Raw genomic sequence first — 24,152 nt, 5'->3', positions numbered from 1 at the left:
GTCGAAACCGAGCCACTGCCAATAGATCAACATAAAAAAGGGTGCCTCAAACCTCAAGCGCCAGCATGAGAATTACGCGGCGATTGGCCTGTTCGGCGGTTCAAACCGTGATTGCCCGCCACAACATATCAAACAGCACACCGTGCTGATCTGCCATACGCCCAGGCCTACCACGCAACAGGTGCATCTGAGCAATACGCAACAACACGCCATAGAAGAAATCCAACAGGATCGGCGCCGTCACCTGATCATTCAGAATCCCGGCCTCCTGGCCTTCTCGTAGCCCGCTGAGAAAAAGCTCCGTGAGCCGTTGCTGCCCCGAGGTGGTATCACTGCCCCAGCGACCCGGATAAACCGAATTGATCATCATACGGCCCATTTGCGGGTTGCGGTCAAAGAAATCCAGCACCACCCAAAACACCTTACTGAGCCGATCACGAAATGTATCGATACCGGCAAGGTGATCCAGCATGCGCTCGGCCAGCTGCTCCAGGCCATGATGCAAGCAGGCGTTAAGTAGTGCTTCCTTACTGCCCAGCCTCTCATCCCCGTAATACCGATAAATCGTTTGCAAACTGCAGCGGGCCGCCCGAGCTATCTCCTGCAACGTCACTTGATGGAATGCCGAATCGGCAAAAACCTGCACCGCAGCCCACTCAATACGCTCTCTTACCACCGGATCCTGCCGGGACAATGCCATTGTTCCAATACCTTTTTGCACAATCAGACCCTACGCTCTCTGATTATTCATTCGCCTAGCCAATGCCTATCTGTAATCCATCTTACACCCATGTCGGACAGTGTCTCCTCGGCAATTGACTCAACCAGTGCAGCCTTCTAGGCTCCACCCACGTTATCACCAATGAATGTCACATTAGGTGTAAAACAGATTACACCGTGACCGGCACCCTGCAAGGAGTCTGCAATGCCTGTTCGCAAAATGAAGCTGGCTGGCCGTGGCGGCCGCGTCGCCATCGTAGATGGTCTGCGCACCCCGTTTGCTCGCATCGCCACCCATTACCGAGATTTGAATGCCATCGATCTAGGCGCAATGACCGTCAAGGAGCTGATGGCCCGCAATAACCTGAGCCAAAATGAAATTGAGCAGCTGGTGTTCGGGATGACGGTGATGATTCCCGAAGCCCCCTTTATTGCCCGCGAGATCGCTCTGGCGCTGGGCATGGACACGGTGGATGCCTACTCCATTACCCGTGCCTGTGCCACCAGTTTCCAGACCACCGCCAGCGTGGCGGACAACATCGTTGCCGGTTACACCGACATGGCCATTGCTGGCGGCACTGACTCAACCAGCTGCGCTCGAATTCCCTTGTCTGCCAAGCTAAGCGCGGTACTGCGCGATGTGAGCTTCGCCAAAACCCTAAAAGATCGCATCAAGCTGCTTAGCCAGCTCAAAGCCCGCGACCTGCTTCCCCAAGCCCCGTCTATCACCGAATACTCAGTGGGGGAAACCATGGGCGAGAGCACCGAGAAAATGGTGAAAAAATGGGGGGTTAGCCGTCAAGAACAAGACGATCTAGCCCATGCTTCCCACAGCAATGCAGCCCGCGCCTGGGCCGAAGGCCGTCTGGATCGCCAGGTGATGACTGCCCATTTACCCGATGGCAGCGCCTTGAAAGATGACAACCTGGTGCGCAAACAATCCGAACGTGAGAGCTACAGCAAACTCAATCCGGTGTTTGACCGGGAGACCGGTTCCGTTACCGCCGGCAATAGCAGCCCCCTCACCGATGGTGCCGGCGCCCTGTTGATGATGAGCGAGAAAAAGGCCGCCGCACTGGGTTACACCCCGCTAGGTTATATTCGCTCCTATGCCTTTGCCGCCCGCACGCCCCAGGACGACCTATTAATGGGCCCGGTACTGGCCGCCCCCGCCGCCATGACCCGCGCCGGGCTCACCTTGAGCGACCTGACCCTGGTAGACATGCACGAAGCGTTTGCCGGCCAAGTAGCCTGCAACCTGCGTGGCTTGGCCGATGACGACTATGTACGCAGCCAGACTGGGCTCGCGGCTCTCGGCGAAGTAGATCGCAGCAAGCTCAACGTCAACGGCGGCTCCATTGCCTACGGCCACCCCTTTGGGGCCACCGGTGCCCGAGTCATCAGCCAGACCTTACACGAACTGCAACACCGCGGCGGCGGGCTGGCGTTAACCACTGCCTGTGCCGCCGGCGGTATCGGCGCCGCCATGGTGCTGGAAACCGAATAACCCGCGTTAGCCACATTACTTAGCGCACCACACAACCACCCACAGGAACAGACCCATGTTTAACCTACTGATGAATTGGATGCGGGATAACAAGATCCTGCCACAGATTTCCGATACCGAACGCCAAGCGCTAGAAGCCGGCGACGTGTGGATCGACGGGCAATTTTTTGGCGGCAAGGTCGATTTTGAAAAAATCCTCGCTGAAAACTACGACACCCTTCCCGAACACGAACAAGCCTACATTGATGGCCCTGTGGAAGAACTGCTGAGAATGGCCGACAGCTACGCTCTGTCGCGCACCCGCAAACTGCCCGATCATCTGTTTACCTTCATGGCAGAGAATGGCTTCTTCGGCATGCAGATCGCCAAAGAGTACGGCGGCAACCCCATGTCCACCCAGGCGAAGTCCTGCATTATGGCCAAAGTCAGCTCTCATTCAGGGCTCATCAGCGCCATGGTAGTGATTCCCAACTCCCTCGGGGCAGCGGAACTCCTCGGCCATTACGGCACCGATGAGCAAAAGCAGTATTACCTGCCAAAGCTGGCCAACGGCGAATTCATTCCCTGCTTCGGCCTCACCGAGCCCACCGCCGGCTCTGACGCGGCGTCCATCAAGGCGGAAGGCGAAGTATTCAAAGACAGCGACGGCGAGATCAAATTCAAACTTAACTTCCGCAAGCGTTACATCACCCTTGCACCGGTTTCCAACCTGATCTCGCTGGCCGTGCGCCTGCACGACCCGGAAAACCTGCTGGGCAAAGGTGAAGACGCAGGCATCACCGTCGTGCTACTGGAAAAAGGCTTGGACGGGCTGCATATCGGCGACCATCACCAACCCATTGGCGAGCACTTCCCCAACGGCCCCATTGTCGGTCGCGATGTAATCGTACCCGCCAGCAATGTGTTGGGGGGCGTGGAACACACCGGCATGGGCTGGAAGATGTTAATGGAAGCTCTGGCAGGCGGGCGCATGGTGTCACTGCCCGCCACCGGCATTTGCGGCATTCGCCATGGTGCCATGATCGCCGGCGCCTATTCCATGGTGCGCCAACAGTTCGGCATCCCCGTGGGCCGCATGGAAGGTGTGGAACACAAGATTGGTAAAGCCGCCGGCATGACCTACGCCTTTGATGCTGCCCGCGTGTTTGGTTGCTCCGCCGTGGACAAGGGTATCCAGCCCCCTGTGACCTCCGCCATCATGAAGGCCTACTCTACAGAAATGGGACGCGATACCGGCACCGACGCCATGGATGTGACCGCCGGCTACGGCGTCATGCAGGGCCCCAACAACACCATGGGTCGCCTTTACAACTCGGCCCCGGTGAGCGTCACCGTGGAAGGGGCCAACATCATGACCCGCACCCTGATGATCTTTGGCCAGGGCGCCACCCGCTGTCACCCCTACGCTTACAATGTAGTGCAAGCCGTGGAAAACGACGACGCTGACGCCTTCCGTAAAAACCTCACCGGCTGGATGATCCAGTTCTTGCTGGGCTTCGTTATGAGCCTGGTACGCGGCGTCACCCGCGGTTTCTTGACCGTAAAAGTGCCCAACGTGGAACCAAAAACGAAAAGCATTTATCGCCGCCTGGGCTGGGCCGCCACCCGCTTCGGCCTGCTCACTAACCTGGCCATGTTCTTTGTCGGCGGGAAACTGAAAGCCCGTGGCAACCTGACTGGCCGTTATGCCGACGCCGTTGCCTGGTTGTACATTACCACCTCGGCGCTGCGCCGCTTTGAAGCGGAAGGCCGCAAGGCAGAAGATCTGGCGCTCGTGCAATACGCTGGTGAATACGGCCTCACCCAGATCCAGCAGGCCTTCGAAGGCATCTATGAAAACTTCGACGGCCCGGTGGGCGTGATATTGAAAACCATTGGCCGTATCGGCTTGGGTCTGAACCCGCTGGCCAAGCTACCGAACGATCAGCTTAGTCACCAAGCCGCGCAAGCCCTGCAAAGCTATGGCGACCAGTACAAACGCTTAGTTGGCGGCAACTACATGCCAGAGGAAAGCGATCAAGGACTGGGACGCCTACTCAAGGCCTTCCGGCTGACCACCGAAGCCGAACCAGTACGTGAAAAAATTCGGGCGGCGCAAAAAGCTCGCAAACTAGGCAAAGGCAAAGTAGAAGCGTTGGCCGCCGAGGCCGCTTCACTGCAGCTAATTTCCGACGCTGAGCTGGCCACGCTGAACGCCGCTACCGAAGCGTGCCTACTGGCCATCGAAGTGGATGTCTTCACTAAGGATGAGTACTACGGAGCAGGCGGCATACCCGCCATGAGTGCCACCGGTGATGGCGGCCTGCAACCCGCCGCCAACTCCGAGCCGGCAAAGACTTCCGGCGAATAACCGGCCGTCCTCACGGGCCAGTGCCAACTGGCCCGATCAACCCTGCCAATACGCCCCCTCACTCGCTAGTGTTGGGCGCCATAACACAACAACGAACCAGATAACGGACAAACTATGAGCCTTCAAGCCCGCCTCATCAAAGCCGTGACCAAGCGCACCATCAAACGCTCCGGTCTCAACCAAGACCAACTAGTAAGGCATCTGCGTAAGGTATTCAACGAAACCCCTGTTCTGACCCTATTACCCCGTGGAGTAAAACTCAGTCGCGTGGAGCACCCCGCTTTTACCGGTGATCGAATCAGCGTGCAGCGTCCAGAAATGGCGGTGCTTTACCTGCATGGCGGCGCCTACATTGGCGGCATCACCAAGACCTACCACAACTTAGCCGGGCGGTTGGCAAAAAAATTAAACGCTGAGGTATTTTTACCCGTCTATCCGTTTGCCCCAGAGCATCCTTACCCGGCCGCAGTGAATCGAGTCATGGAGGCCTACGAATACCTATTAAGCCTAGGCAAGCAACCGCAGGATATCGTTATTGCCGGCGATTCCGCCGGTGGTGGGCTCACCTTGGCCACGCTGCTGCATATCCGCGACAAAGGCCTGGAACAACCCCGCTGCGCGGTGACATTTTCGCCCGCCAGCAACGCCTTTCCTGACGACAGCATCCTGGAGGCCCTAGACCCCAGCGATGCGATGCTGTCTGCAGACATCATTCGCACTGCTATCGAGATCTATACCCCCAACCCAGAAGACCGCAGCCAGCCCTACGCCTCCCCCTGCCTAGGAGACTACACCAACATCTGCCCGCTACTGATCACCGCCAGCACCGACGAACTGCTTTATGCGGATGGCAAGCGAGTGAAGCGCGTGGCGGAAAAGGCGGGCGTCAAGGTGACATGGATAGAGCGCCCCGGCGTATTCCATGTATGGCCGGTCATGGTGCCCTTCCTGCCAGAGGCGAACAAAGACCTGAAACGGATTGTCGCATTCATTAAAGAAGCATAGGCGCGAGCGCTTAAGGCGATAAAAACCAAGCCCGCAGTGCTCCAACCCTGGTTGAAGTTTTCGGCATTAATCATTGAACGTTTCTGTCATTGCTCTGCCGCCTTCAACCTTTTTTACTTGCGTTTACTCACAAGGAGGTGGCATGAGCGACTTACTGCCCCGTATTCACCCAGACGATTACTGCAACGAAGACCTACCGACCCTCAGCCAACCCTGGTGGCAAACGTTACCGTCCAGCTTTCACAGCATGCCGGATCATTTCCTAGCAGATAACGATACCAGCTGGCGCATCAGCAGTACCGCGGCTGTCGATACAGTGGCCCGTACCGGCCTGGCCTTAATGGCCGGCGTGGCTGCTCTGCCTGCCACGCTCAACGCCGCACGACTCAACGACGAGCGGGCGCTTACAGATTTCTATCGCCCCTTCCTAGCTGAGAGCGATCCCAATACTTTTTTCACACCGCCCACCGTATCGGCAAAAATCAAGCACACGCCGGTATCCAGTTACCATTTTCAACCGGAAGACGGCGACGCCCATACCCTACATTTCACTTCGCCTTTTGTGCCTAAAAACCCGGACCTAAGGGAGCGTTATCTGGACCATACCCGTAACGGCACCGCCTGGGCGCAGCACTGGCGTCACCACGATGGCCCACGCCCTACACTGGTGATGATTCATGGGTTTGTGGCCGACCCTTACTGGCTGAATACTCGCTGGCTGGCGCTGCCCTGGTTCTACAAGCAGGGCTTCGATGTGCTGCTCTATACGCTGCCGTTCCATGGCCGGCGCAAAAGCCGTTTCGCTCCGTTCAGTGGCGCCGAGTTTTTCAGCCAAGGCATGGCGTTACTCAACGAAACCTTTGCACACGCTATTCATGACTTGCGTTTGTTCATGCAAATGTTACGCGAACAAGGATCACCGGCCATCGGCGCCACCGGCATATCACTGGGCGGTTACACTACTGGCTTACTGGCCGCACTAGAAAAAGACTTAGCCTTTGCGATCCCCAATGTGCCGTTGGTCAGCGTGATTGATTTGATGAAGAGCTGGTTCCCGATCAACCAACAAGTGAAGCTGCTCAACCGCATCTATGACACCGATACCGCAGGCCTTCGTGAAATCACCGCCCTGCACTCGCCCCTAACTTGGCCCTGCCAAATACCGCAAAGCGGGCGCATGATTATCGGCGGTGCCGGCGACCGATTCGCTCCTCCCAAACATAGTCACCTGTTACGCCAACACTGGAACAACTGTGATGTGCATTGGTTCCCAGGCAACCACCTGCTACATCTGGATCAGGGCTTATACCTGAAAGCCATGCGGGACTTTATGCGCCAGGCGTTTGCCGCAAAAGGGGTGAGCTAAGCACCGGAAGCCCGCAAACACCACTTGTTTTATAGGAGCACGTGGCTTTCGCGTGGCAAACCAGACTCAGCGTCCTAGCGGCTTCGATGAAAATGCTAGGGCGCTTTGGGGGTATCCGTCTTGAACAAGTGCGCGGTACCCGCCCCGCAAGAGACCACCGTTTTCATCATGCTTTCCACACCGATTTCTGGATGCAGCTCCACCAGTGATGCATCTAGGTGGTAAATGAATCCGCTGGTGGGGTTGGGCCCAGTGGGGACGAACACAGTGACGTGACCATCCGCGTGCCGGGACGTGACCAGCGCAGTAACAGACACGTCCGTATCTCTCCCATAGAGCCACACCCGCGCCACCTCGCCCCGGCTGAATGGGCTATCTGCGCTACTCCCCATCAACTGGGCAATCACTTCACGGACAGTGGTGTATCCGGGTAAGCGAGTCATCACATGTTCTTCCCACTGCTGCCAGGCCCAGCTTCCCACTCGGGTTGCCACCAGAGTGCCGACTAGAAAACACAGCACCATGACCGCCAGCACCGATAGCCAATCTGCGACAAACTTTGGCAACCCGAAAGCACTGATAAACACTGAGGTAAAAGGAGAAATCAGCTCGGTCACGGTCTGATAAATCCATTTGAAGAAGAACACGATAATGGAAATCGGCAACAGGATGGTGAGCCCACCCAGCAGCGACTTACGAATAAAAAACCAGATACGGTTGTTAGCGCTCATCGGCGGAGAATTCCTCTATTATTTCGGCAAGCGAGCCTGCCCACCAGCTCATACGCGCCTGTACAAGCCTAGGCTCAATCCCGACGTGCAGGCTCTTCGTACCAAATGCGGTTGATAAACAGACAACGCTCGCCAGCAGGGGTTCGCACCTCCACTTCGTCATCCACCTGTTTCTTGAGCAAGGCTCGCGCCAATGGCGCATCAATACTGATATAGCCTCTTCCCGCATCGGTTTCATCTGGCCCCACCAACCGGTAGGTTTCAGTGTCCCCTGTGTCATTTTCCAGCTCTACCCAAGCACCAAAGAACACCCGACTTTGGTCTTCCGGCACCCGATCCACCACCGTCATGTCATCCAGGCGCTTGCTAAGAAAACGCACCCGCCGATCAATCTCCCGCAGCTGTTTCTTGCCGTAGATGTATTCTGCGTTCTCCGAGCGATCGCCCTGGGCCGCCGCCTCCTGCACCGACTGGGTGATCTCTGGGCGCTTCTGCTTCCATAAATATTGCAGCTCATCGTTGAGCTTATGGTATCCCTCAACGGTGATGTACTTGGAGGCAGGTTTGCCCTTCGGTCGCCAGCGGCCCATGGGTTATACCTCGAAGATCCGGTGCAATTCGCGCAGCCCCTTGAACTCCAAGGTGTTGCCAGAAGGGTCCTGAACAAAGAACGTTCCTTGCTCCGCGGGCTGCCCCGCGAATCGCTCACGAGGCTTAAGCAGAAACGGCCACTGGTGCTGGTAAATCCGCTCCACTAGGGCCTCCCAGCGGGCAAAGCTGAGCACCACGCCAAAATGAGGCATCGGCACTGGATGGCCGTCCACCTCACTGTAGCCCTGGATCGGCGTTAAATTTTCGCCTTTATGCAAGGAGAGCTGATGTCCGTGCAGGTCCACATCCACCCAGTTCGGAGCATCGCGCCCACGACGCCCACCCAGCACGCGGCAATAAAAATCCGCAGCGTCTTCCAGATCATTCACCAGAAAAGCCAAATGAAAGGCCGGTTGTTTTTCCATCGTCTACCGCTCTTGCTAAACTCACGTGATTCAGCCTGATGCCAACACATCCATAGGCGTGTTGTTTGTAATGCGATTGGATGCATTGAAAGTTCAAAAGCGCGCAGCCCAGAAAGCCAAGATGGCATTGGCATGCTTCGCGTTTTAACGTTGAACTAGCTTACCCCAGCACCAGGCGCGCCCATACTACTAGAGGAACCCTGCGCATGTCTGTCACCCGTGCTTCCTGGCCCGCCACACGTATGCGCCGCATGCGCCGCGATGATTTTTCCCGCCGCCTGATGCGCGAGCACACCCTCACCGTTGACGACCTGATTTACCCGGTGTTTGTACTGGAAGGCAGCAATCAAATCGAAGCCGTTCCCTCCATGCCCGGTGTGGAACGTAAAAGCATTGATCTGCTGGTGGAAGAAGCCCGTGAGCTGGCCGATCTAGGCGTTCCCGCCATGGCCTTGTTTCCAGTCACTCCAGGCGATATAAAAACCCTCGATGGCCGTGAAGCCTGGAACCCTGAGGGGCTAGCCCAGCGTGCCGTGCGCGCGATCAAGGCTGCCGTTCCCGAGATGGGAGTCATCACTGACGGCGCCTTGGATCCGTTCACTACCCACGGCCAGGACGGCATCATTGATGACAACGGCTATGTACTCAACGACGTGACCGTGGATGCACTGGTCAAGCAGGCCCTATCCCATGCCGACGCCGGCGCCGACATGGTTGCCCCTTCAGACATGATGGATGGCCGCATCGGTGCCATTCGCGATGCCCTGGAAGCCCACGGCCATATCCACACCCGTATCATGGCCTACTCTGCCAAGTACGCCAGCGCCTACTATGGCCCTTTCCGCGATGCGGTCGGCTCCGCCGGCAATCTCGGCAAGGCGGACAAGACCACCTATCAAATGGACCCGGCCAATTCCGATGAGGCGCTGCATGAGATCGCCTTAGACCTGGCGGAAGGCGCCGACGTGGTAATGGTGAAACCGGGCATGCCTTACTTGGACGTGGTCCGCCGAGTGAAAGACGAATTCAAAGTCCCTGTGTACGCCTATCAAGTGAGTGGTGAATACGCCATGCACATGGCCGCTTTTCAAAACGGCTGGCTGGACCAAGACAAAGTGATGATGGAATCCTTGCTGGCATTCAAACGCGCCGGCGCCGATGGCATCCTCACCTACTTTGCCAAGACGGCAGCGCAAGCACTGAAAAAACAGCGTTAACCGAAGGCGACACGCGCTTCAATGTAAGCAAAACAGGAACGACCCGTGCTTGCCGTTCCTGTTCTGCCTGCCCTTCTCAACACCCTGTGGCCTGCCTATTGATCGTGCTCGGCCTTTCGGTATCCGCCCTAACCTGCGACCACCGAAATCCGCACCCCGGCGAAAAAGATATACCCTCCGACTTTTTTGTTTTTTTGTCTCCTACCGAATTTACTTCCTCCTACAGCCTTTCCTTAGCAGCCTTTCCTTAATCGCGATAGTCTTAGTCATGGCTCGTCACGGACAAACGGGCCCAACAGCCGAATCGCCGATTCATTTTCCGGCTGTCATTACTGCGTAACATTAATGTCATGGAATAGGGCCTACATGCCGGCTCCAGTCAGGACGACACTATGAATGCTTTATCCAATGAACAGGGTGACAACGAGCACAATGTCATTGATTCCAGCAACGGCGAGTTCAGTAATCCGGACTATTATTTGAACCGGGAACTTAGCTTGCTGCAGTTCAATCTGCGGGTGCTCGAGCAAGCCTCGGATGAAAACCACCCATTGATGGAACGGCTGAACTTTTTATTGATTTTTTCCAGCAACATGGACGAGTTTTTCGAAATTCGCGTAGCGGGTTTGAAGCACAAACTGGAAACCCATACCGGGCAGCCCGGTCCCGATGGCCTGCTGCCCGAAGAGCTGCTGGAATCCATCAGCGCCATTACGCACGAAGCGGTAGAGCGCCAGTATCGTATCCTCAATGACGTACTACTCCCTGCCCTGCGTGAAGAAGGTGTGGATTTTCTGCGCCGCGAAGATTGGACCGAAGCCCAAATAGAGTGGGTAAAGAAGTATTTTCGCGAGCAGATATATCCGGTTCTCACTCCAATCGCGCTAGATCCTTCGCACCCCTTCCCACGCTTGGTAAACAAAAGTCTGAACTTCATCGTACCCTTGGACGGCAAGGATGCGTTCGGTCGCTCCACAGGGCTCGCCATTGTACCGGCACCCCGGTCCCTGCCCAGGCTCATTCGCATCCCCGATGAAATCAGTGAAAGCGGTGACGATAACTTCGTTTTCCTCTCCTCCATGATCCACGCTCATGTGTCCGACCTGTTTCCAGGCATGAAGGCCACCGGCTGTTACCAGTTCCGAGTAACCCGCAATGCGGACATGGAAGTGGACGAAGAAGCAGAGGATTTGGCCAGCGCCCTGAAAGGTCAGCTGCTATCACGCCGCTATGGAGACGAAGTGCGCCTGGAAGTAGCCGACAATTGCCCACAGCACCTGATGCACTATCTGCTAGAGCAGTTTGAGCTTACCGAAAAAGACCTGTACGAAGTAAATGGCCCGGTAAATCTGGCCCGCATGTTCACCAGCGTAAACCGGCCGCGTCTGCACTACCCACCCTTCACCCCCAAATTAGCGCCAGTGGTGAAAAAGAGCGAAACCATTTTTGATGCCATCGACCAAGGCGATATCCTGCTGCATCACCCCTATGAGTCCTTTCAGCCGGTGATTAACCTGCTGGCCGAAGCCGCCCGCGATCCCAAAGTGCTAGCCATCAAGCAAACGCTATACCGCACTGGCACCAAGTCAGAAATCCTCGACCATTTGGAAACCGCTGCCCGCAATGGCAAAGAAGTCACCGCCATTGTCGAGCTCCGCGCCCGCTTTGATGAAGAGTCCAATATTGAAGGAGCCCGCCGCCTACAGGAAGCCGGCGCCATCGTGGTCTACGGCGTGGTGGGTTATAAAACCCATGCCAAAATGCTTCTGGTGGTGCGCCGGGATGGTGACGGCATCAAACGGTATGTGCATCTAGGCACCGGCAATTACCACACAAAAACGACCAAGCTATACACAGATTATGGCCTGATGACCTGCGAAAAGAGTATGGGCCAGGACGTGCACAAGATATTTCAGGAATTGACGGGTATGGGTAAGGCGGCCCGGCTGAAGCAGCTCAAGCATTCGCCGTTCACCCTGCACCCCTCGATTATCGAGTGGATCGACTTTGAAACCGCACAAGCCCAGGCAGGTAAACCTGCACGCATTATTGCCAAGTTCAATTCCCTGACAGAAAAAAATATCATGCAGGCCCTGTACCGGGCCAGCCAAGCGGGCGTGGAAATCGACCTAATCATACGGGGCATATGCTGCCTGAGGCCCGGAATTCCTGGCCTGTCGGAGAACATTCGCGTGCGTTCTATTATCGGCCGCTTTCTGGAACACACCCGCATCTACCATTTCCACCACGGCGGTGACGAACTGGTGTATTGCTCCAGCGCCGACTGGATGGAGCGCAATCTGTTCAACCGTGTGGAAACGTGTTTTCCGATCAATGACCCCGCTCTCAAGGCACAGATCTTAGAGCAGGGCCTGCATATCTATTTGCGAGACAACTCTCGCGCCTGGGAACTGCAGCCAGACGGCCACTACCAGCGGGTGCAACCACAAAACGGCGAAGAGCGCTTCATTGCCCAACAGAGCCTGCTCGATACGCTAGGGGGATGAACAAGCTTCTAGCTTTAAAGGGGTTGCGCCGGCTAAAGCGCGCGCCCCCATTTTAAGGCTATTTTCCTCATCGCTAGCGGCTCGCAGCGATTCCTTTCACGCCAACACCAGCTGGTACCCTGCCGCCTGAAAGTAATCGAGTTCCTGCTCCAGGTCCGCTTGGGTAAGCGGGTGCTGCTCCAACCAGCCAACCGGAAAGGTAATGGCAAGACGATTCCCCGTTGCCTGCACGTGAATTTCAGGCACCTTTTCATCACTACGGGCATGGTGCAACCGCACCGCTAAACGCAGTACCAAACATAGTCGCAGCAAGCAGGTTTGTTCATCCTCCGGCAATTCCGCCAGCGCAGCCAAGGGCACCTTGCGACGATGACCGCGCACCATCAACGCCACCATCTGCTGCTCCTGACGAGAAAAACCGGGCAGATCCGAGTTAGTCACCAGATAAGCACCGTGTTTGTGAAACTGGCTATGAGACACCGCCAATCCCACCTCATGGAGCAAACAGCCCCAACGGAGCGTATCCGCGGCCTCGGCTCCCTCGATCTGCCAATCACTGGCTACCTGCTGGTATAACGTCTGGGCTGTGGCACACACTCGCTCTGCTTGGCTGCTTTCCACATGATGGCGATTCATCAGCGCTTGAATACTGCGATCACGCACATCCTCGTGACCAAAGCGCCCCAGTAAGTCGTACAGTAACCCTTCACGTAAAGCGCCACTGGAAACATCCATTTGTTCAATGCCTAACTGCTCGAAAATGCCGTACAAAATGGCCAGACCAGAAGCAAAAATAGGCTGTCGATCCTCACGTAACCCCTTCAATCCCAGCTTGTCCGCGGCACCAGCTTTAATCACCCGTTTACGGGCTTTTTTCATCCCTTCCATGCTAATGCCGAATTCCGACCAACCGTTCTCCACACACACAAGGCTGATTGCCTTGATCGTGCCCGAGGCCCCCACCACCTGCTGCCAACCAAGGCGCTGATAATTGGCATGGATTGATAACACTTCCTGGCGTGCCGCCGTCACCGCCCGATCAAAGGCTTTTTCCGTGATCTCGCCATTGGGGAAAAAACGCTGGGCAAAGCTAACACAGCCCATATGCAACGACTCGGTTTCCGTGGATTCAAACCGCTCACCAATGATCAGCTCAGTGGAACCACCGCCAATATCCACCACCAGCCGCTGCCCAGCGTCATCAGCCAAGGTGTGGGCCACCCCCAGGTAAATCAGCCGCGCTTCCTCTCGTCCGGCTACCACCTCAATATCGTGGCCCAACACGGCTTCCGCGCGGCGGATAAAATCCCGGGCATTACGGGCTTGGCGCAGGGTATTGGTCCCCACCACCCGCACGCTACCGCGTGGAATTCCGGCAATCCGTTGGGCAAACCGGCCAAGGCACTCCAGCGCCCTCTCCACTGTGTCCTCATCCAAGCGATTTTCCCGGTCTAGGCCGGCCCCCAATTGCACCTTCTCCGACAACCCGTCGAGAATCTGGATTTCTCCCTGCGCTTGTCGGGCTACCACCATATGAAAACTGTTCGACCCCAAATCAATGGCAGCCAGATGTTCGCCATGCTCCATAGTCACTCCTTCTTTTGGGCCAATTCTATCCAAAAATCATGGCGTTACGATGTCATAGGCAGCGACTACAGCGATAATTAACGACCTCGCTTGAAATTCTTCACCCGCAACCTGATATTATTCATCATCACAGAGGCCGGTAAGCAACCGTGACAGGTCTTTGAAACCTTTATATCAGGAGAATTCAATGAGCGGCGAGATTATTAACGTGACCGATGCGGACTTCGAAGCCAAGGTCATCAACGCAGACGGCCCCGTGCTGGTCGATTACTGGGCTCCTTGGTGTGGCCCCTGCAAAATGGTCGCGCCGATCCTTGAGCAACTAGCCGGAGAGTACGGCGACAAGCTGACCATTGCCAAAATCAATATCGATGATAATCCGGAAACACCGAAGAAATACGGCGTTCGAGGCATCCCTACCCTGACTGTTTTCAAAAATGGCAACGTGGAAGCCACCAAAGTGGGCGCCCTGTCTAAAAGCCAACTGACCGCATTCTTAGACAGCACGCTTTAAGCACGGATGTAATAACCTGTTACCCCTTCGTCGCCCGGCGAAGGGGTTTCCTTACCCTGCCACGACCGACGGGCTAGACAGCCCCAACCATGAGTGATAGATTCCAGAACCAGCTTTAATAAAGCACCCCCTTTAGTTAGTCCTCGGAACCTCTGGTTACCTATTTTCCTTATGGCCCCCTTTAGGCTTGCCGGGCCAGATTCCGAAAAAACCGGATTATCAAAACAACTGCAACACTGCGGTGGTGCATCCTCTCAATTCATCCAAAGACACCAAATTAGACGCCAATGAATCTTTCTGAACTGAAGCAGAAGCCGATTGGAGAACTTCTGGACATTGCCAAGGAACTCGGTCTCGAGAACCTGGCAAGAACCCGTAAACAAGACGTTATCTTTTCCATCCTTAAACGCGCCGCCAAAAATGGCTCCGACATTTACGGCGATGGCGTGCTGGAAATCCTGCAGGATGGTTTCGGTTTCCTTCGTTCCGCTGAAGGATCTTATCTTGCCGGCCCGGACGACATTTACGTTTCGCCCAGCCAGATCCGTCGCTTCAATTTACGCACCGGCGACACCATCGCCGGAAAAATCCGGCCCCCCAAGGATGGCGAGCGTTACTTCGCCATGCTCAAGGTCAACGAGATCAACTTTGACCGCCCGGAAAACGCCAAGAACAAAATCCTGTTCGAGAACCTGACCCCGCTGTTTCCTACTCAGCGATTGGTCATGGAAATCGGTAATGGCTCCACCGAAGACATTACCACTCGGGTAATCGATCTGGTGGCACCCATCGGTAAAGGGCAGCGTGGCCTAATCGTCGCGCCGCCCAAAGCCGGTAAGACCATGCTGCTGCAGAGCGTGGCCCAGTCCATTGCCCGCAACAACCCCGAAACTCACATGATTGTGCTGCTCATCGACGAGCGCCCGGAAGAAGTGACAGAAATGTCCCGAACCGTGCGCGGTGAAGTGGTGGCCTCCACCTTTGACGAGCCACCGGCCCGTCACGTTCAGGTGGCTGAAATGGTGATCGAGAAAGCCAAGCGGCTGGTCGAGCACAAACAGGACGTGGTAATCCTGCTGGACTCCATCACCCGTCTGGCGCGCGCCTACAACACCGTGCAGCCCAGCTCCGGCAAGGTGCTCACCGGTGGTGTTGACGCCCACGCCCTGGAAAAGCCCAAGCGCTTTTTCGGTGCCGCGCGGAACATCGAGGAAGGCGGTAGCCTGACCATCCTCGCCACCGCTCTGGTCGACACCGGTTCCAAAATGGACGAAGTGATCTACGAGGAATTCAAAGGCACCGGCAACATGGAACTGCATCTGGACCGCAAGGTGGCAGAGAAGCGTGTGTTCCCGGCCATGAATATCCGCAAATCCGGCACCCGTCGTGAAGAACGTCTGGTGAGCGAAGACGAACTGCAGAAGATGTGGATCCTGCGCAAGGTGCTGCACCCCATGGACGAAATTGGCGCCATGGAATTCCTCATCGACCGCATGAAGCAGACCAAGACAAACCTGGAATTCTTCGATTCCATGAAGCGCAAATAAGCGGCGCAACGCGCCGCACGCTTCAAGCAACATGCAAAACCCCGCTTCGGCGGGGTTTTTGTTATCCGCCACCGGCGCTTGCCTGCCGATCAGCGGCTACGCTATCTTTCTATTAATCTCGTGACATCAACACTTTCAAACATCATGCCCCTGGGACCTATATCTTCAGGTGCTGGGGGAAGCATCACATGGACACCTACTTACATGTATTGCGAAAAGCGGCCTTTATCCTGCTCTCTACACTACTCCTGAGCAGCTGCCTGACTTCCGCCGTTAACATCTCCAGCACGCCTCCCTTCGCTGCGCAAACACCAGCCCCAGGCAAAGCATTGCTTTACGTTTTCTACGCAAAATACTGGCAAGAAAACATCAGGGAATACGAGCTACAGTTACTGGTGGATGACGAAATCATTGGCACGATTGGTACCTCAGATTACTACCTGCTGGAACTCTGGCCAGGCGATTACGATATCACTGTCGAGCTACTGCCCTACACCGCACTAGGCAAACACCGCCAAGGGGGTGAGATGGCAACTAAAGGCATTAGTATCGATGCCGGTGAAATCAATCTGCTTGGAATGGGCTATGTCGACGCCAGCAGCAACCCCCTGAATTTTTACACGGCCTGGCCATTCAAGGCCGGTGCGCTTGAAGGTCGCACTCTGACAAGACAGGTTCCCCATACCGAAACCGCCCAAGCAATAAAAACCTACGGCGGGCAATGGCAGGGGCCTGCACGCAAGCTCCTCGCCCACGGCGAAGGCACGCTACGCCTGCCGAACGGCATGACCTACCAAGGACGCATGGAGCGAGGGGATTACACCACTGATGGCGTGCTTATTTACCCTGATGGCAAACGCTATAAAGGGGAGTATTCCAGCTATTTTGGCAAGCCAGAAGGGAAAGGTTTGCTCACCGACGCCGATGGCAACGTAGTCTTTGCGGGCACCTTCTACGACGGCAAGCCCTATGAAAAAGGCGTCAGCTCTCGCAATGGCCAACTCCATTACGAAGACTATGGACGCTATGGCACAAAGCAGGAAACCGACCCCGCGACCCTCGCAGAACAATCCATCACGAATCAGGACAAGCGACGCCTTGCCTCGATAAGCAAAGAAGCCGAACCCTTCAATGCAGAAGTTTCCCGGTATCAACGCATGCAGCGTGATGCCCGGGAAGAGTTCGAGGAAAAGGAAGCCAGCTACCCCTCTCAATGCACCTGCGCGTTCAAGCTTTGCTTGGAGAGCAACCCTTCAGATGAAAGCCTAGAAGAACGCAGAGCCCGCAAAAAAGCGCAATCTCGCCGCGATGCAGCCTGCCGAGAATGGCGCGCCACAGGCGGAACCTACGCAGAACGCAAGGCCCAACTGGACCGTGAACTGGCAAACATAAGCGGGAACCTGGCAGACGCACTGGCACAACTCAAACAAGCAGAACAGCGCGATGCCGCCGTCCGCAAACAGAAAGCCGCGGCACTTGCCCGCACCAGAGCAGCCAGAACCGCTGAACTAGAGCAAAAAATCCGGCAACAACAGCGTGACAACCTGGAAGAACAGCGTCTGGCCTGCCAGGGCAAAGAAACCTACTGTAGCTGTTATGCTTTTCGTCCCCCCTCACAAACGTCTGGCAGCCTGACCTGCACCCAATAAGCCTGCCGCTGATGAAAAGCGAATAGGAAAAAACACGGCAGGCTTCGCCTGCGGTGAAGTCTGCCGTGTTTTGTTGGCTCCCTTCCCTCTGTTTATTTATTTTTCTTTGCTTCATGTTCCTGCCGTCCAGCGTTTGCCGTCCTTACTGTTATACTCGCCGCACAACCCGCTCGGTTACCGGATCAAAAGGAAGGCCATGAAATACCGCGATCTTCGAGACTTCATTAGCCAACTGGAACAGCTCGGCGAGCTTAAGCGCATCACTGTGCCGGTGGATCCTAAACTGGAAATGACGGAAATTTGCGACCGCACTCTGCGAGCCGGCGGGCCAGCCTTGCTGTTCGAAAACCCGGTGGGGTTTGGCACTCCGGTGCTGGGCAACCTGTTCGGCACTGAACGGCGGGTGGCACTGGGCATGGGCCGTGACTCGGTGGCAGAGCTTCGCGAGCTGGGTGAGCTGCTGGCGTTTCTCAAGGAGCCGGAGCCGCCCAAGGGTTTCCGTGATGCCTGGGAAAAACTGCCGGTATTTCGCAAGGTCCTGAGCATGAGCCCCAAGGTGTCCAGCTCCGGCCCCTGCCAGGAAAAGGTGCTGGAAGGCGACGAGGTGGACCTGTACAAACTGCCCATCCAGACCTGCTGGCCTGATGATGCCGGCCCCCTGGTGACCTGGCCGCTAGTCATCACCCGCGGCCCTAACAAGGAACGTCAGAATCTGGGGATTTACCGCCAACAACTGATCGGCCGCAACAAGCTGATCATGCGCTGGCTGAGCCACCGGGGCGGAGCACTGGATTTCCAAGAATGGCAACAGCAACATCCTGGCGAACCGTTCCCGGTGAGCGTGGCACTGGGCGCCGACCCGGCCACGATTCTGGGCGCTGTCACCCCAGTGCCGGATACCCTCAGCGAATACGCCTTTGCCGGTTTGCTGCGCGGCTCCAAGACCGAGCTGGTGAAATGTATAGGCAATGACCTGCAAGTGCCCGCCAGCGCCGAATTCGTTTTGGAAGGCTTTCTTTATCCGGGTGACATGGCTGACGAAGGCCCCTTCGGCGACCACACCGGCTATTACAATGAAGTGGAGCGTTTCCCTGTATTCACCGTGGAGCGCATCACTCACCGTCGCAACCCGATTTATCACAGCACCTATACGGGCCGGCCGCCGGATGAACCGGCGGTACTCGGCGTGGCCATGAATGAAATCTTCGTGCCCATCCTGAAAAAGCAGTTTCCCGAGATCGTCGACTTTTACCTGCCGCCGGAAGGCTGCTCCTACCGCATGGCCGTGGTCACCATGAAGAAGCAGTACCCCGGCCACGCCAAGCGCGTGATGATGGGTGTTTGGTCATTCCTGCGTCAGTTCATGTACACCAAGTTCGTGATCGTCTGCGACGACGATGTGAATGCCCGTGACTGGAAAGATGTGATCTGGGCCATGACCACCCGCATGGACCCGGCCCGCGATACCGTGATGATCGAAAACACGCCCATTGATTATCTGGATTTCGCCTCTCCGGTGGCCGGCCTTGGTTCCAAAATGGGAATGGATGCCACGAACAAGTGGGCAGGCGAAACCACCCGCGAGTGGGGCCGCGCCATCGCCATGGATCCCGCTGTAAAAACCCGGGTGGATGAAATGTGGTCCTCACTGGGCATCGACACCCCGGAATAATCCTAGAATGGGCGCCGGCTCACAGAGCAGGGTGGCGCCCAAATTCCAGCGTGGTACGATCGTACGAAAAATACAACAAGGTCGCCCATGCCTGTTTTTTCGTCACTGAACCGCCGTGCTTTTTTGAAATCCCTGGCCGCCACTGGCGCTCTAGGCTCAATGAGCCCTAGCCAACTGCTCGCCGACACGAGCAAAGCCGCCACCTGGCAAAATTGGTCAGGGAATCAGCAAGCCAAGCCCAGCCAGTTACTGTTCCCCCGTAACCAGGACGAACTTCGCGATGCGGTTACGTCTGGCACCGGTACCCTGCGCGCCTTTGGTGGCAGCCACTCATTCAGTGCGGTGGCCCCCTCTAACGACACCATGATTTCGCTTGAAGCCATGGGGGGACTACGCCACCAAAATGAAGACCTGTTTACCTGGGGCGGCGGCACCCGGCTGGCCATAGCCAGCGCCCAGGCCCATAGCCTGGGCTACAGTTTCAGCAATGAACCGGACATTAATTTGCAGTCCCTTGCCGGGGCCATTGCCACCAGCACTCACGGAACCGGTACCGGCCTTACCAGCATATCCGGGCAAGTGGATGCTATTCGCCTGATGTTGCCTAGTGGCGAACTACTGGAATTAAACGCCGATGGCGGGGATCACTTCCTTGCCGCCTGCTGTAACGTCGGCGCACTGGGTATTGTCTCAGACATCACTTTGCGCCATCAGCCAACCTATCGACTCAAGGAGCGAACCTGGACTCTGCCCCTTCGTGACGCCATGGATTATGTGCAGAAGGAGAAAGACAACTACCGCCATATTGAAATTTTCCCCTTCCCGCTCGGCAAGCAGGCCATCGTCAAAACATTGGAAATCACCGACGACCCGAAGAATGGCCCGCCACGCCAGAATGAAAATGACATCCTGGAAATGGCCTGCAAACTGGCCATGCATGCCGGCTGGCTGACCCCAACCCTGCAAACGCTCGCCACGAAATTTGTCGAAGAAGCCACCTTCACCGGGCCGTCGCACAAGGTGTTTGCCAACCATCGCACCGTACGTTTCAACGAGATGGAATACAGCGTGCCTGCTGAAGACGGCATGGCTTGCCTGGAAGAAGTGTGCGACGCCATTCGTCAGCATGACATCAATGTTTTCTTTCCCATTGAATTTCGCTATGTGGCCGCCGACAACAACCTGCTATCCATGTTCTATCAGCAACCCAGCGCCAGCCTGTCTATACACCAATACTACGAACAGGACTATCAGCCCCTCTTCGGTGTGGTTGAACCTATTCTGCGCCGCTACGCCGGACGCCCCCACTGGGGCAAAATTCACAGCCAGGAACGCGAAGAATTGACGGAGTTGTACCCCGCTTTTGAGCGCTTTCAAGCGGTACGTCGTGAGCTGGACCCACAAGGACGCATGCTGAATGACCATCTCAAGACGCTGTTTACGTAGTGCGAGGTTTGCCTGCACCGTCTTCATTGATAGCAAAAGGGGGCGTTTATGAAACGCCGTGGACTTCTAATCGCGATGGCCACCCTGGCCGCCAGTGGCTGGCTGCTAAGGCCGAGCAATCAGGGCCAACCCCACGGCGATTACTTTCAAACCATCAACGACTACCTGCGTCGCGCCGGACCGGGCCGCCCCTTGATGCTCATCGATCGCCAACGACTGGCCGCCAACTGCAAGACACTGATGAGCATGATGCCCCGCCACTGCCAGCTTCGTATCGTGGCCAAATCCCTACCCAGCGTCCCCCTTATTCAGGAAGTAATGACCCACACCGGCAGCCGACGGATAATGGTATTCCATCAACCTTTTATGAACGCTCTGGCCGATGCCGAACCCGGCTGTGACATGCTACTGGGTAAACCCATGCCGATTCGGGCAGCACGACGTTTCTATTCTGAGTTGAGCCACAATGAACAGAGCCATCCCAGCCCGTTCAAACCGGACCAACAACTGCAGTGGCTGATTGATTCCTCCTCTCGCCTAGAGCAATACCTGAGCCTTGCCCGCGAGCAGCAACGACATCTCAACATCAACATTGAGATCGATGTGGGCCTGCACCGGGGCGGGCTTACCGACCCCCAGCAACTGGACGCCATGATCGCGCTGATTGAGGCCCACCCCGAACAGCTACGCTTTAGTGGCTTCATGGGCTACGACGCTCACGTGGGTAGACTACCCGGTTTTGTACAGAGCGCAGAAGAAGGCCACCGGGAAACGGAGGCCCTCTACCAGCAGTATATCCACAGGTTGTACCAACTGAATCCGGCCTATCGAAAACAAGACCTGTGCTTTAACGGTGCCGGCAGCCCAACGCTAGCGCTCTATGACGACAGCACCGTGGTCAACGAACTCAGTGCCGGCTCCTGCCTAGTCAAAGCCAGCGACTTCGATCTGCCACTACTGCAACGCTTCCAACCCGCGGCCTTTATTGCCGCCCCGGTGATCAAGCAACTGAATGGCCTCGCCCTGCCCGGCCCACTACCACTGGGCGAACTCTGGCAAAGCTGGGACACCAATCGCCGGCAAAGCTATTTTATTTACGGGGGTTACTGGAAAGCCGAGCCGATCTCTCCGCCTAGCATCCAGGCCAACCCGCTATATGGCGCCAGCAGTAACCAGATGATGTACAACGCCAGCAAAGACACCGCACTACAGGTCGACGATCAATTATTCCTCCGCCCCACACAAAGCGAATTTGTATTGCTGCAATTCGGAGACTTGGCGGTATGGGAAAACGGCGCCGTTAGCGACTGGTGGCCCCCGCTTCCCCAAGCCAACGGGGCCTGATGGCCAGGCCGGTCTCCATACTGCAAAGTGAACAAGAACAGCTGAAGGGCAAGACCGTCCACGGCGTGCTGCCTCCTTATGATCCTCCCCCACCCCTGTGTGACAGCTTATCCCCCCCCCCACCCATAGCATGCTTTAACTGAACTTTTACAAACACCGGGAACGATCCCCCCTTATCCGCCACTAACTTAGTGAGACATCTACCAAGGAGGATGATTCATGAAGAAATTGATTCTTGCATCAATACTATTGGGTGCTACCGCCACCGTTACCGCTGGCGAGACCATTACCACTGACAGCGCAGCGATCACTCAGGGCATCAAGGAAGGTACTGAGGTGCGCATGGAAGGTGAAGTAGTTCAGGCACTCGGTGATGAGCGTTATTTGCTGCGCGACATCAAAGGCCAAGTCGAGATCGAGTTAGATGAAGATCTCACTGCAGAACGTCCGCTGAAAGCCGGCACCCGACTTTCCTTTACCGGCGAAGTGGACCATGACGATGGCCGTAGCATCGTAAAGATAAACAAGGTTCATTCTGTAAAAGGTGCGCCTGACAGCGCCCCAAACGCAACGATCAGTAATTAATCCCTGATCCACTGCTCCAACCTTACTAACGGCGGCCTACGGGTCGCCGTTTCTATTTTCTCACCCCTTCATTTCGCACCAGCCCACCTTCCAGCGTCTTTGCCCGCCAAGCATTCATTCTTGTGTCATAAGGCGCATATTGACCGTTACACTGGCCACTGATACATTCCCAACTTGACGTCGTCTAGATACGGCCCCGTCCTGTTTTGGGAGCCCATATGACCACCACCGTTCACAGCCAAGGCGCTTAGAATGCCTACACTATCGGCGATGACGGAAAATGGGGAATGCAGCTGTATCGAGCTAACGCTGGGCACAAGCGAATCAATCCAAAAAACACGAAGCAGGCTGGCCGGTACAATTGGTCGTGCCTACCCACGGTAATTATGTCGGTACACAGTTATACACTCTCACGGAGACCGGACATCATGAACAACGCTGTTCGCCATCAAATTAAAGCTCGGCGGGTGCAATTCGATTTTGACGATACACCACTGCATTGGCTGCGCGATGACCCGTTCTCTACTCATATCATCAACGGTATTCACTTGTTACTACCGGAAGGTGAGCTGTGGTTCTGCCGAGTTTATAACCAGGCGCTTCCTTTAATTAAAGACGATCAACTTCGAGCAGATGTAGAAGGCTTTATTCGTCAGGAAGCCGTGCACTCGCGTGCCCACAGCAAAGCGCAGATGTATCTTGAGCGTCATGGCTTACGTGTGGCGCCCTTCCTGAATAAAGTGGAATGGTTGTTTGGAACGGCTTTGGCAGATGCGCCCTTCGGTTTAACACTGCTAAAGCGCAAGCCCCTGAAAAAAAACTGGCTGGTATTGCGTGTTGGCATCATCGCCGCCATCGAGCACTTCACTGGTGTGCTTGGCCAATGGGCCATGGATAACGAAAGCTGGGAACAAAACGGCGACGCCACCATGGTCGATCTATTCAAGTGGCACTTGGCCGAAGAAGTAGAGCACCGCACTGTTGCCTACGACCTGTTTGAACATCTGTGCAAGACTCAACTAGGCTTTTACGTCAGCCGCCAGGCATTAATGGCACTGGTATTCCCCTTGTTCATTTATTTCATTGCGGAAGGCGGCAGGAGCCTGGCAGGTCAAGACCCAGATAAAGAAACCCGTAAGTTAGCTCGCAAGCTGCTTCCTCAGCTCCTCATTCAACTGCAGCAAGTCGGCCAGAAAACACAAAACGTGCCCACCTTTAGTTTCTTATTCAACGCCACCCTGCGTTGGGTATCGCCGCGGTTTCACCCAATCAATGAAGGCGATACTCAACAGGCCCTAGATTATCTGGCACGCTCTCCGGCAGCCCAGGCAGCTGCCGTTTTGTAACGGGAGTATTAGTCTCCAGCTTCCAAGAGAGAGGCTGTCGCGC

At 55.9% G+C, this 24,152-nt stretch carries 19 protein-coding genes; 14 read left to right on the top strand and 5 right to left on the bottom strand.

The window, feature by feature from the left end:
* Positions 1-100 precede the first annotated feature (100 nt).
* A complete protein-coding gene (locus Y017_RS07920; protein ID WP_035460077.1) occupies positions 101-700 on the bottom strand; it encodes a TetR/AcrR family transcriptional regulator in 600 nt (199 codons plus the stop codon).
* A gap of 225 nt (positions 701-925) precedes the next feature.
* Between Y017_RS07920 and fadI the strand changes: the two genes are divergently transcribed.
* The 4 genes from fadI (at position 926) to Y017_RS07900 (ending at position 6,948) form a co-directional block, all read left to right on the top strand.
* Positions 926-2,227: an acetyl-CoA C-acyltransferase FadI gene (gene fadI, locus Y017_RS07915; RefSeq protein ID WP_035460074.1), complete on the top strand. Its 1,302-nt coding sequence runs from the start codon at positions 926-928 to the stop codon at positions 2,225-2,227.
* Between the two features lie 55 nt (positions 2,228-2,282).
* Positions 2,283-4,577 carry an acyl-CoA dehydrogenase gene (locus Y017_RS07910; protein ID WP_011589727.1) on the top strand — a complete coding sequence of 765 codons (2,295 nt, stop codon included), beginning with the start codon at positions 2,283-2,285 and terminating at the stop codon, positions 4,575-4,577.
* 114 nt (positions 4,578-4,691) lie between these two features.
* Positions 4,692-5,582, top strand: a complete 891-nt coding sequence (locus tag Y017_RS07905; protein WP_011589728.1) for an alpha/beta hydrolase — start codon at positions 4,692-4,694, stop codon at positions 5,580-5,582.
* 142 nt (positions 5,583-5,724) lie between these two features.
* On the top strand, positions 5,725-6,948 hold the full coding sequence (locus tag Y017_RS07900; RefSeq protein ID WP_011589729.1) for an alpha/beta hydrolase: 1,224 nt from the start codon (positions 5,725-5,727) through the stop codon (positions 6,946-6,948).
* Positions 6,949-7,043: 95 nt separating this feature from the next.
* Here Y017_RS07900 and Y017_RS07895 read toward each other — a convergent pair whose 3' ends face one another.
* The 3 genes from Y017_RS07895 to Y017_RS07885 all read right to left on the bottom strand — a co-directional run bounded on the left by Y017_RS07895 (position 7,044) and on the right by Y017_RS07885 (position 8,695).
* Entirely contained in the window at positions 7,044-7,679 is a 636-nt protein-coding gene (locus Y017_RS07895) for a DUF502 domain-containing protein (RefSeq protein ID WP_011589730.1), read from the bottom strand.
* A 74-nt stretch (positions 7,680-7,753) separates the two neighbouring features.
* Positions 7,754-8,269, bottom strand: coding sequence for a transcription elongation factor GreB (gene greB, locus Y017_RS07890; protein WP_011589731.1), 516 nt, complete (start codon positions 8,267-8,269; stop codon positions 7,754-7,756).
* Between the two features lie 3 nt (positions 8,270-8,272).
* Complete coding sequence (locus tag Y017_RS07885; RefSeq protein ID WP_011589732.1) at positions 8,273-8,695, bottom strand: VOC family protein; 423 nt, start codon at positions 8,693-8,695, stop codon at positions 8,273-8,275.
* A gap of 206 nt (positions 8,696-8,901) precedes the next feature.
* On the opposite strand from Y017_RS07885, the gene hemB reads away from it, so the two are divergent.
* Positions 8,902-9,912 carry a porphobilinogen synthase gene (gene hemB, locus Y017_RS07880; protein WP_011589733.1) on the top strand — a complete coding sequence of 337 codons (1,011 nt, stop codon included), beginning with the start codon at positions 8,902-8,904 and terminating at the stop codon, positions 9,910-9,912.
* A 392-nt stretch (positions 9,913-10,304) separates the two neighbouring features.
* Entirely contained in the window at positions 10,305-12,419 is a 2,115-nt protein-coding gene (ppk1, locus tag Y017_RS07875; protein WP_046962162.1) for a polyphosphate kinase 1, read from the top strand.
* Positions 12,420-12,515: 96 nt separating this feature from the next.
* Here the strand turns inward: ppk1 and ppx are convergent, their stop codons facing one another.
* The gene (ppx, locus tag Y017_RS07870) at positions 12,516-14,006 is read right to left on the bottom strand and encodes an exopolyphosphatase (protein ID WP_035460072.1); all 1,491 of its coding nucleotides are present in this window, start codon (positions 14,004-14,006) and stop codon (positions 12,516-12,518) included.
* A gap of 187 nt (positions 14,007-14,193) precedes the next feature.
* On the opposite strand from ppx, the gene trxA reads away from it, so the two are divergent.
* The 8 genes from trxA to Y017_RS07830 all read left to right on the top strand — a co-directional run bounded on the left by trxA (position 14,194) and on the right by Y017_RS07830 (position 24,109).
* Positions 14,194-14,520, top strand: a complete 327-nt coding sequence (gene trxA / locus Y017_RS07865; protein ID WP_011589736.1) for a thioredoxin TrxA — start codon at positions 14,194-14,196, stop codon at positions 14,518-14,520.
* Positions 14,521-14,807: 287 nt separating this feature from the next.
* Positions 14,808-16,067: a transcription termination factor Rho gene (gene rho, locus Y017_RS07860; protein ID WP_007151393.1), complete on the top strand. Its 1,260-nt coding sequence runs from the start codon at positions 14,808-14,810 to the stop codon at positions 16,065-16,067.
* Between the two features lie 188 nt (positions 16,068-16,255).
* The gene (locus tag Y017_RS07855) at positions 16,256-17,716 is read left to right on the top strand and encodes a hypothetical protein (RefSeq protein ID WP_035460071.1); all 1,461 of its coding nucleotides are present in this window, start codon (positions 16,256-16,258) and stop codon (positions 17,714-17,716) included.
* A 196-nt stretch (positions 17,717-17,912) separates the two neighbouring features.
* Positions 17,913-19,388, top strand: a complete 1,476-nt coding sequence (gene ubiD / locus Y017_RS07850; protein WP_011589738.1) for a 4-hydroxy-3-polyprenylbenzoate decarboxylase — start codon at positions 17,913-17,915, stop codon at positions 19,386-19,388.
* Positions 19,389-19,475: 87 nt separating this feature from the next.
* Entirely contained in the window at positions 19,476-20,834 is a 1,359-nt protein-coding gene (locus Y017_RS07845) for a D-arabinono-1,4-lactone oxidase (protein ID WP_051428727.1), read from the top strand.
* Positions 20,835-20,882: 48 nt separating this feature from the next.
* Positions 20,883-22,178 carry an alanine racemase gene (locus Y017_RS07840; protein ID WP_035460069.1) on the top strand — a complete coding sequence of 432 codons (1,296 nt, stop codon included), beginning with the start codon at positions 20,883-20,885 and terminating at the stop codon, positions 22,176-22,178.
* Positions 22,179-22,397: 219 nt separating this feature from the next.
* Positions 22,398-22,763 carry a NirD/YgiW/YdeI family stress tolerance protein gene (locus Y017_RS07835; protein WP_011589751.1) on the top strand — a complete coding sequence of 122 codons (366 nt, stop codon included), beginning with the start codon at positions 22,398-22,400 and terminating at the stop codon, positions 22,761-22,763.
* A 428-nt stretch (positions 22,764-23,191) separates the two neighbouring features.
* Positions 23,192-24,109, top strand: a complete 918-nt coding sequence (locus Y017_RS07830) for a metal-dependent hydrolase (protein WP_035460067.1) — start codon at positions 23,192-23,194, stop codon at positions 24,107-24,109.
* Positions 24,110-24,152: the final 43 nt, after the last annotated feature.

It is taken from the genome of Alcanivorax sp. 97CO-5 (genome assembly GCF_000524665.1).
Taxonomy (GTDB): Bacteria; Pseudomonadota; Gammaproteobacteria; order Pseudomonadales; family Alcanivoracaceae; genus Alcanivorax; species Alcanivorax borkumensis.
The sequence above is the reverse complement of the archived record's forward strand: the minus strand, read 5'-3'. Positions and strand labels throughout refer to the sequence as shown.